Genomic DNA, 9,639 nt, shown 5'->3' on the forward strand with positions numbered 1-9,639 from the left:
GGCGAGGGCGCGCTGTCGTCGACCGGCTTCGCGGCTGCGGGGTGGCTGCTCGCAGCCCTCGGTCTCCTGGCCGGCGGCGCGACGTTCCTTCGGATCAGACGGCGCCGCCAGCAGGCTGGGTGAGCTGAGCGGAGGTGCGGATGCCGGCGAAGACGAGGTCGACGGCTTGCGCTACCTGTGCAGTGGCAAGTGGACGGGTGCTGAGGAGGAGCCGGTAGTAGATGCCACCGTAAAGCAGATCGATGATCGTCTGCACGTCGGCATCTGAGCGGAGCTGCCCCGCGTCGCGGGCTTGGATAAGGCGTTTTCGGCACGCTACGCTCGCCGGTTCGATGATCTGCTCGATATGTTTCCGAGCGAGTTCGGGGTCGGACTGCGCGGCAGCGATCAGGCCGCGGTACGCCGATCCGAACTCGGTCGTGGCCAATTTCACCGTAACGTTCTCCATCTGGGTGCGGAGATCGGCAGCGATGTCACCGGTGTTTGCGAACGCGGCGACGTCTGCGAAGCCGTCGTTGATCGCTTCGAGCACGACCTCGCCCTTGGATCGCCACCATCGGTAGATGGTCTGCTTTCCCACGCCCGCATGACTGGCGATGGCCTCGACTGTGACGTTCTCGAAACCCTTCTCCGCCACGAGCGTGATTGCGGCATCCAGAATCGCTCGATGGGATCGTTCGCTCCGTCGACGCCCGGGGCCGCTGTCCGATGGTGGCATCTTCTCAGCCTATCCAGGTCGCGTCACAATACGAGTCGTCTCGTATGCTTTAATCGATGCGCCGCTACCTCGAGCGGTCTCGAGCTCCACGACGTACCAGGGAGAAATATGTCAAATCAGCCGCACACGACCCGCGCCGATCCGCGTAACGACCCGGCCGCAGCGACCCGGGTCACCTGGCCCGACCTTGCCGTCACCATCGCCATCGCGATTGTGCTCTACCTCATCGGAATCCTGCTTCTCCTCCAGGTTCCACAAGAAGACACCGTCGTCGCCGGCCTGGCTCAGTTCGCGGTCTCTGGACTCGCCCCCCTCGGTGCTGTCCTGCTCACACTCGCCGTCCGCAAGCGCAAACTGGCGCACTTCGGAATCACCCGCGTCGCTCCGAAATGGCTCGCCATAGCGTTCGTCATCGGTCTCGGTGTCGTCGCGATGAACATAGGCATCACCAGTCTCGTCAGCGCAACCACCGACGCCGCAGATGTGCAGGCCGACTACCAATCCGCCGCGACCAGTGGAGTTGCAGGATTCGTCGGCGCAGTCCTTCTCGGAGCCATCCTCACCCCTATCGGCGAAGAGTTCTTGTTTCGCGGGGTCGTGTTCACCCTGCTCACGCGATACGGCGTATGGATCGCCGTCATCCTCAGTGCAGCCATTTTCGCTCTCAGCCACGGCGTCAACCTCGCGACTCCGGTGGCCTTCGTCGTGGGCGTCTCGGCTGCACTGCTGATGAACAAAACGAAGTCCGTCTGGCCGGGCGTCGTCGTTCACGCCGTCAACAACGCGTCCTCGACGATCATCTCCGTCATCTACTTCCAGCTGTCGTGAACCCGTACTCCATCTACGAGGGTGCGATGCAGGTGGTGCCTCTTCTCTTGATCGCGCTGTTCCTGGATCGCAGGAGCTCCGGGCTGCTCTTCGCCCTGATCTGGCGACGATTCGACGCCTCTTCGTCGTCTGACCCGAATCGACCCTGACGCGGGGAACGTGCGCACACGGCGTCGACGCCGAGTCTGTGAGGTCTGAAATGAATAGCTAGAAGTCCCAGTCCTCGTCTTCGGTGACCACGGCCTTGCCGATGACATACGACGAGCCGGAGCCGGAGAAGAAGTCGTGGTTCTCGTCGGCGTTCGGTGAGAGCGCCGACAGGATGGCGGGGTTCACGTCGGTGACGGTCTTCGGGAACATCGCCTCGTAGCCGAGGTTCATCAGCGCTTTGTTGGCGTTGTAGTGCAAGAACTTCTTGACGTCTTCGGTGAGGCCGACTTCGTCGTAGAGGTCTTGCGTGTACTGCACCTCGTTGTCGTAGAGCTCGTACAGCAGCGAGAACGTGTAGTCCTTGATCTCGTCGCGGCGCTCCTGGGTCTCGGTTTCGAGGGCACGCTGGAACTTGTAGCCGATGTAGTAACCGTGCACGGCCTCGTCGCGAATGATGAGTCGAATCAAGTCTGCCGTGTTCGTGAGCTTGGCGCGGCTCGACCAGTACATGGGCAGGTAGAAGCCCGAGTAGAAGAGGAACGACTCCAGCAGCGTCGATGCGACCTTGCGCTTCAGCGGGTCGTCACCGGTGTAGTAATCCATGACGATCGAGGCCTTCTTCTGGAGGTTCTCGTTCTCGGTCGACCAGCGAAAAGCCTCGTCGATGTCCTTGGTGTTCGACAGCGTCGAGAAGATCGACGAGTAGCTCTTGGCGTGCACGCTCTCCATGAACGCGATGTTCGTATAGACCGCCTCTTCGTGCGGCGTGATCGCATCCGGGATCAGGCTGACCGCACCCACGGTGCCCTGAATCGTGTCGAGCAGGGTGAGGCCTGTGAATACGCGCATCGTGAGCTGCTGCTCGGCCGGCGTCAGCGTGTTCCACGACTGCACGTCGTTCGAGAGCGGGATCTTCTCGGGAAGCCAGAAGTTGTTGACGAGCCGGTTCCAGACCTCGACGTCTTTCTCGTCTTCGATCTTGTTCCAGTTGATCGCATTGACGTGCGACACGAGCTTGAGCTTCTCGACCATGGGTTTACTTGCTTTCGTTCGCTGAGCTTGTCGAAGTGGTATTTGTCGAAACCATCAGAGGGCGCACGAAACGCACCCCTCCACCTCGGTGCCCTCGAGGGCCATCTGGCGAAGACGAATGTAGTAGATCGTCTTGATGCCCTTGCGCCACGCGTAGATCTGGGCCTTGTTGATGTCGCGGGTCGTCGCCGTGTCCTTGAAGAAAAGGGTCAGCGAGAGACCCTGGTCGACGTGCTGCGTTGCCGCTGCATAGGTGTCGATGATCTTCTCGGCACCGATCTCGTACGAGTCCTGGTAGTACTCCAGGTTGTCGTTCGTCATGAAGGGGGCCGGGAAGTACACGCGTCCCAGCTTGCCTTCCTTGCGGATCTCGATCTTCGCCGCGATCGGATGGATCGATGCCGTGGAGTTGTTGATGTACGAGATCGAACCGGTGGGCGGCACAGCCTGCAGGTTCTGGTTGTAGATGCCGTGCTCCATGACGGATGCCTTCAGCTGGTCCCAGTCGGCCTGAGTCGGGATGTGCACCCCGGCCGTGTCGAACAGCTCGCGAACGCGGTCGGTCGCGGGCACCCAGGCCGCGTCGGTGTACTTGTCGAAGAAGGCACCGGATGCGTACGTCGAGTTTTCGAAACCCTCGAACTTCACGCCGCGCTCGATGGCGATGGCGTTCGACGCACGCAGCGCGTGGAACAGCACCGTGTAGAAGTAGATATTCGTGAAGTCGATGCCCTCGTCGGAGCCGTAGAAGATGCGCTCACGGGCGAGGTAGCCGTGCAGGTTCATCTGGCCGAGGCCGATGGCGTGCGACTTGTCGTTTCCGTCTTCGATCGAGCGTACCGAGTTGATGTGGCTCATGTCGCTCACGGCGGAGAGACCGCGAATCGCCGTCTCGACCGTGAGGCCGAAGTCGGGCGCATCCATGGCCAAGGCGATGTTCATCGAGCCGAGGTTGCACGAGATGTCCTTGCCGATCTCCTTGTACGAAAGGTCTTCGTTGTAGGTCGTCGGGGTGTTGACCTGCAAGATCTCAGAGCACAGGTTCGACATGTTGATGCGGCCCTTGATGGGGTTCGCCGCATTCACGGTGTCTTCGAACATGATGTAGGGGTAACCCGACTCGAACTGGATCTCGGCGATCGTCTGGAAGAAGTCGCGGGCCTTGATCTTGGTCTTCTTGATGCGGGCGTCGTCGACCATCTCGTGGTACTTCTCGGTCACGGAGATGTCGCCGAAGGGCACCCCGTAGACGCGCTCGACGTCGTACGGCGAGAACAGGTACATGTCCTCGTCTTTCTTCGCGAGCTCGAACGTGATGTCGGGAACGACCACACCGAGCGAGAGCGTCTTGATGCGGATCTTCTCGTCGGCGTTCTCCCGCTTGGTGTCGAGGAAGCGCATGATGTCGGGGTGGTGCGCGTGCAGGTAGACCGCGCCGGCTCCCTGGCGGGCGCCGAGCTGGTTCGCGTAGCTGAAGGAGTCTTCGAGCAGCTTCATCACGGGGATGATTCCCGAGGACTGGTTCTCGATCTGCTTGATCGGCGCCCCCGACTCGCGGATGTTCGACAGCAGCAATGCGACGCCGCCGCCGCGCTTCGACAGCTGGAGGCTCGAGTTGATGCCGCGTGAGATCGACTCCATGTTGTCTTCGATGCGCAGCAGAAAGCACGAGACGAGCTCGCCGCGCTGGGCCTTGCCCGTGTTGAGGAACGTGGGGGTGGCGGGCTGGAAGCGGCCGCCGATGATCTCGTTGACCAGGTTGATGGCGAGCTGCTCGTTGCCGCCGGCGAGGCCGAGGGCCGTCATCACGACGCGGTCTTCGAAGCGTTCGAGGTAACGCTTTCCGTCGAACGTCTTCAGCGTGTACGAGGTGTAGTACTTGAACGCGCCGAGGAACGTGTCGAAGCGGAACTTCTTAGAGTAGGCCAGGTCGTTGAGCGTGGTGATGAACTCGAACGAGTACTGCTCGATTGTCTCGGCCTCGTAGTACTCCTTCTCGATCAGGTAGTCGAGGCGCTCGCGCAGCGAGTGGAAGAAGACCGTGTTCTGGTTGACGTGCTGCAGAAAGTACTCGCGCGCCGCCTCTTTGTCTTTGTCGAACTGGATCTCGCCGTTCGGCCCGTAGAGGTTGAGCATCGCGTTGAGCGAGTGGTAGTCCATCTGCACGCGACCCGGGGTCTCGATGCGGGTGTCTTCTACTGCTGCTGAGGGGACGTCCAAAACGCTTCCAATCCATCGTGGACGGCGGTGACGTCGTCCGAGGTGCCGAATACTTCGAATTTGTAGAGGTGGGGAACTCCGCACTTGCGGGAGACGATGTCTCCCGCCTTGCAGAAGGCTTCCCCGAAGTTGGTGTTGCCTGCGGAGATCACTCCGCGGATCAGGGATCTGTTGTGCTCGTCATTGAGGAACGAGATCACCTGTTTGGGAACCGCCCCGCCCTCGGTGCCCCCACCGTAGGTGGGAAGCACGAGGACGAACGGTTCGGTGGCCACGAGTCTCGGCTGCCCATTGTGAAGCGGGATGCGATCGGCCGGCATCCCGAGCTTCTCGACGAAGCGGTGGGTGTTGCCGGAGACCGACGAGAAGTAGACCAGGTTCGACACGGTGGGCAGGGCATCGATCACCGCGGCGAGCGACACGGGCCGATTAGACGGCGAGGCGAGCCAGCTCGTCGATCTTGTCGGGGCGGAATCCCGACCAGTGATCGTTGTCGGTGATGACGACGGGGGCCTGCAGGTAGCCCAGCTCCTTGACGGCGGCGAGGGCCTTTTCATCGACCGACACGTCGAAGATCTCGTACTCGAGGCCCTTGTTCTCAAGGGCCCGGTAGGTGGCCGTGCACTGCACGCAGGAGGGCTTTGTGTAAACCGTGATTGCCATGATTTGCACCTTTCTATGAAGCGGAAGGGATAGGGGGTGACCGAGATCTCAATACTACATATAGGGATCGTTCTTATCGAGAGCCACTAGATGAAGTGTTACACCCGTGTAATTCTCCACAGGCACTCCACACCCTTATCAACCGTTTGTCCACAAGAAAAATGCCCGAAACGAGCGGCGGATACCCCCGCGTGTGGATAACTTCAGCCGCGCGAAAACACCCGAACTATTTAGCCAGCCCCAGGGCGTTCGGCGTGTCGCGCCAATACGCCGGGCCTTTCCGCAATGACGGCTCTGGGTTGGACGCCGCTGTATTACGGTCGCATTTTTGATCGAACACTTGTTCTATTTACTCATTTACTGTAGCATTTATATATGGAAGACATATTCGACGCTATTCGGGCCGCCACCGCCCGTGTGTCGAATATGCATGCAACCACCGACCTTGCGGCGTTGACGTCCGACGAGCTGACAGAGTGCATGCGGCTGACTGCGCAGCTCCGGCACGAGGTCGACCGCATGTTGGCGTGCGAGTCGGCCGAGATCAACCAGCGTTCCCGGCGTGAACTCGGCGGTGCCGGATTGGCGAAGAGCGAAGGGTATGTGAACCCGCAGAGGCTGATCGCAGCGCTCACCGGCAGCACGCAGTCCGATGCGCGCAAAATCGACAGCCTGGGCAAATCGTTGATGCACGCCTCGCCCGCCTCGTTTCCGCCGGAAGCAGATGCTCCGCTCGACCCCGAGGTGGGCGACGAGAGGTCTGTGCTGCGGCCGTGGTTCGCCGCGATCAGCGACCTCATGCGGTCGGGCGCAATGAGTCCCGACCGATTCGAGTCCCTCCGAAACGGGCTAGGCGACAGCACCGACACAGTGTCGCCAGATGCTCTCGCGACATCAGCAGAACGAATCCTCGACTGCCTGCACCCGCAAGACGCCCCCGAGCTCGTCTACCGAGACGCACAGAACGCCCGGGCGTTCCTCAACCGGGCCGGTGTGGTCGAGCAAGAAAAGCGCCTGATGGCAAAACAAGAAGCCACGGTGTGGACCGATCGCGACGGCATGGTCCAGCTCCGCGCGAGCTTCGCGCCCGAAGACGGCGCCTGGTTCACAAATACGCTCAACCTGATCCTCGGCCCTCGCATCGGCGGTCCACGCTTCGTGCACGGTAAGGCCGCCGCTGCGGCGCGGACGCTCGAGGGCGACACACGCACAACGGAGCAGATCCGGGCGTCCGTGCTCGTCGATCTCCTCAAAGCGGGTGCGCTCACAGACCAGAACGCGATCCTGTCGCAGAAGCGCCCGTCCGTTCAGGTGGTCATGACTGCCAACGAACTGACCCGGCCCGACAACGACGGTGTCGCCTTCCTCGAAGGAACACGCATCCCTGTCTCGACGAACACCGTCGCCCGGCTCGCGTGCGACACGGGCATTCTGCCGATCGTGCACAAGGCCGACGGGTCGCCGCTCGACCTGGGCCGCGAAGTCAGGCTCTTCACCGCCAAGCAACGCGTCGTTCTCGCCGAACTTCAGGGCGGATGCGTCGCCGTCGGGTGTGCTGCGCCCGCGGCATTCTGCGAGGTCCATCACATCGACCATTGGTGCGAGGGTGGAAAATCAGACATCAACGACGGGGTGCTGCTCTGCCGCTTTCATCATATGCAGCTGCACAATTACGGGCACAGAGTGGTCCGGGTGGCGGGCACGCGCTACGAAGACGCGTATCGCTGGATACCTCCCACGTCATCCGACCCGCAACAGACCCCGATCCACTTGAGATTCAGGGGCGTGGCCCGCCAGAACGCTCACGCACGGGCTGCAGGGTGAACGCTCGTGGGCTCCCGAAATATCCCATCCACATACCTCACGCCATCACTCGGCGGCGCGCACGGCCAACGCAGGCGGCTCGGTAGAGAGTGCAGTCATTGCTGTGACCCGAGCACGAGCGGCGCGGGCGGTGATCCGGTCGATCATCAGACCGAGCAGCACAGCGAAGCACGCGGCGACAACCGCGGCAAGCACGGGATTGTTCTGGATCCAGGCAGATGCGGCGATGGCCACGACGAGCATGTAGATCGACCACGAGCAGCCCGCGACGACACTCAGCGGAATGTATCTGCGCCGAGGCATCCCCACGCTGCCCGCAGTCAGGTTCACGGCGATCCGTCCCACCGGAATATAGCGTCCCGTGACGATCAGGCTTGCGGGGCGCACCGCGAGCTGTTGCGCCGCCGCGGCGACCGCAGCGCGCATGGAGCGGCTGCGCATCCAGCGGTATCTCGTCGTACCGATGCGACGACCGATCGCGAACGCGATGTTGTCTCCGAGAATGGCGCCGATCGTGGCCACGATGATCAAGGGAAGAAGCAGTGCTGGAGAGTGTCCCAGGGCCACAGCCACGGCGGCCACCAGAACGATGTCACTGGGAATCGGAGGAAAGAACGCGTCGAGCATGCACACGGCGAACACCACGAGGAGCGTGTAGGGCGACGATACTGCGGCGACGAGAAAGTCCGTCAGCGGTTCCATAAAGCCTCCGAGGGGAGCCAGGTTCGATACGCCCCACGCTACGAAGGCTCGGTGAACTGCACGTCAACCCGAGGGGCCGACTTGGCGTCGCCTACGTGGTACCTCGGGCCCACCCCGCCGAACCCACCCCCGTGACGAACCCGGGGGCTACGTCGTGACCGGGTACGGGTAGTCCGCCGAGCGGTGCTGAAACGCGAGGATCGCCTCGTTGTTCACGCGTCCACCCTCGATCTCGATCGCGCGCCGGATGGTCTCCGACTCCGCCCACGACGACGGCCCCTCCATCACGGTGCGCACAAAGGGCAGGAGCGCCTCGCTGATCTCCCACGTGGTCGAATTCCACAGCAGCGAAGGGCTGTGATCGACGGCGTAGTAGTTCGTGGACTCGCCCACCGTGAACATCGGATCCGCGAACGAGGTGGGTCGCGCCCAGCTGAACCCCATGCCCTCGTCGATCGACACATCGACGATGAGGCTTCCCGGCCGAAAGGCACCGAGATCTTCGGTGCGCAGGTAGGTGAGGGGCGCGTTCGGATCCTGCAGGGTGCAGTTCACCACGATGTCGTTCTCGGCGAGAAACGGAGCGAGCAGCACGGGGCCGGCCTCCGTGTTGACGGTGCTCTCGAACGGAGCCTCGTCGTTGTGCTCGAACTGCAGGATATCCACCGAGGGAATGGGCGACCCGACGGCGGCGATCCCCCGGTTGGTCAGAACGCGCACATCGTGGATGCCGTGGGCGTTGAGCGCGGTGACGGCACCGCGGGCGGTCGCACCGAATCCGATAACCACAGCCGAAAGCCGCCTGCCGTAGTCGCCGGTCGAGCCGCAGAGTTGCAGAGAGTGCAGCACCGAGCAGTATCCGGCGAGCTCGTTGTTCTTGTGAAAGACGTGCAGGCCGAAGCCGCCGTCGGACTGCCAGTGGTTCATCGCCTCCCAGGCGATGAGAGTGAGACTCCTGTCGATGGCGAGCTGGGTGAGAAGGCGGTCTTGCACGCAGTGCGGCCAGCCCCAGAGCACCTGGCCGTCACGCAGGTCGTCGAGGTCAGACGCCTGCGGCTTGGGCAGCAGCACGACGTCGGCGCGCTCGATGATCTGCTCACGCGTCGCCATCGCCCCGACGAGAGGCTCGAGCTCCGAATCCTGGATGCCGAACCGCAGCCCGTAGCCTCGCTCGAGGATCAGCTTCGCCCGCAAATCGGCGTCGACGCGTTCGAGGTGCGCCGGGTGAATCGGAAGGCGCCGCTCGTCCGCCTTGCGGGACGTCGCCAGCACTCCGAGAGTCAGCAATCCCGTGGGTGAAGTCGTTTCGCTCATACTCGACCCTAGGCCACCCCGTCGGTCCGAGGCCACGCGCGCTATGCGACCCGGGGCAGCGCAGGGGGCTGGAGGTCAGGCGAAGTCGCCCGCCGCGATCGCGTCGGCGTATTTGCGAATGTCGGGGCCCGGCTCGAAGTCGATGAACCGATCCTTCAGCCGGGCGAAGAGCTGCTCGTAGGCCTCGT

At 62.5% G+C, this 9,639-nt stretch carries 9 protein-coding genes; 2 read left to right on the forward strand and 7 right to left on the reverse strand.

What is annotated here, in order from left to right; all coding sequences use genetic code 11:
- Positions 1–94 precede the first annotated feature (94 nt).
- Complete coding sequence (locus tag ACE5CZ_RS11095) at positions 95–718, reverse strand: TetR/AcrR family transcriptional regulator (RefSeq protein WP_374947390.1); 624 nt, start codon at positions 716–718, stop codon at positions 95–97.
- 108 nt (positions 719–826) lie between these two features.
- Between ACE5CZ_RS11095 and ACE5CZ_RS11100 the strand changes: the two genes are divergently transcribed.
- Positions 827–1,546, forward strand: coding sequence for a lysostaphin resistance A-like protein (locus ACE5CZ_RS11100; RefSeq protein WP_374947391.1), 720 nt, complete (start codon positions 827–829; stop codon positions 1,544–1,546).
- A 207-nt stretch (positions 1,547–1,753) separates the two neighbouring features.
- Here the strand turns inward: ACE5CZ_RS11100 and nrdF are convergent, their stop codons facing one another.
- The 4 genes from nrdF to nrdH are packed head-to-tail and all read right to left on the reverse strand — an operon-like array spanning position 1,754 to position 5,611.
- Positions 1,754–2,728: a class 1b ribonucleoside-diphosphate reductase subunit beta gene (nrdF, locus tag ACE5CZ_RS11105; RefSeq protein ID WP_374947392.1), complete on the reverse strand. Its 975-nt coding sequence runs from the start codon at positions 2,726–2,728 to the stop codon at positions 1,754–1,756.
- Positions 2,729–2,782: 54 nt separating this feature from the next.
- Positions 2,783–4,888: a class 1b ribonucleoside-diphosphate reductase subunit alpha gene (nrdE, locus tag ACE5CZ_RS11110; protein ID WP_374947397.1), complete on the reverse strand. Its 2,106-nt coding sequence runs from the start codon at positions 4,886–4,888 to the stop codon at positions 2,783–2,785.
- A 35-nt stretch (positions 4,889–4,923) separates the two neighbouring features.
- A complete protein-coding gene (gene nrdI, locus ACE5CZ_RS11115) occupies positions 4,924–5,334 on the reverse strand; it encodes a class Ib ribonucleoside-diphosphate reductase assembly flavoprotein NrdI (RefSeq protein WP_374947398.1) in 411 nt (136 codons plus the stop codon).
- A gap of 43 nt (positions 5,335–5,377) precedes the next feature.
- Entirely contained in the window at positions 5,378–5,611 is a 234-nt protein-coding gene (nrdH, locus tag ACE5CZ_RS11120; protein ID WP_374947393.1) for a glutaredoxin-like protein NrdH, read from the reverse strand.
- Positions 5,612–5,986: 375 nt separating this feature from the next.
- Between nrdH and ACE5CZ_RS11125 the strand changes: the two genes are divergently transcribed.
- Complete coding sequence (locus ACE5CZ_RS11125) at positions 5,987–7,435, forward strand: DUF222 domain-containing protein (RefSeq protein ID WP_374947394.1); 1,449 nt, start codon at positions 5,987–5,989, stop codon at positions 7,433–7,435.
- A gap of 45 nt (positions 7,436–7,480) precedes the next feature.
- Here the strand turns inward: ACE5CZ_RS11125 and ACE5CZ_RS11130 are convergent, their stop codons facing one another.
- Together ACE5CZ_RS11130 and ACE5CZ_RS11135 are read right to left on the reverse strand one after the other, a co-directional pair.
- Positions 7,481–8,137, reverse strand: a complete 657-nt coding sequence (locus ACE5CZ_RS11130; RefSeq protein ID WP_374947395.1) for a DedA family protein — start codon at positions 8,135–8,137, stop codon at positions 7,481–7,483.
- A gap of 147 nt (positions 8,138–8,284) precedes the next feature.
- On the reverse strand, positions 8,285–9,451 hold the full coding sequence (locus ACE5CZ_RS11135) for a N(5)-(carboxyethyl)ornithine synthase (protein ID WP_374947396.1): 1,167 nt from the start codon (positions 9,449–9,451) through the stop codon (positions 8,285–8,287).
- Positions 9,452–9,639 lie beyond the last annotated feature (188 nt).

Origin of the sequence: Agreia sp. (genome assembly GCF_964263775.1) — a bacterium.
Lineage (GTDB): Bacteria > Actinomycetota > Actinomycetes > Actinomycetales > Microbacteriaceae > Agreia.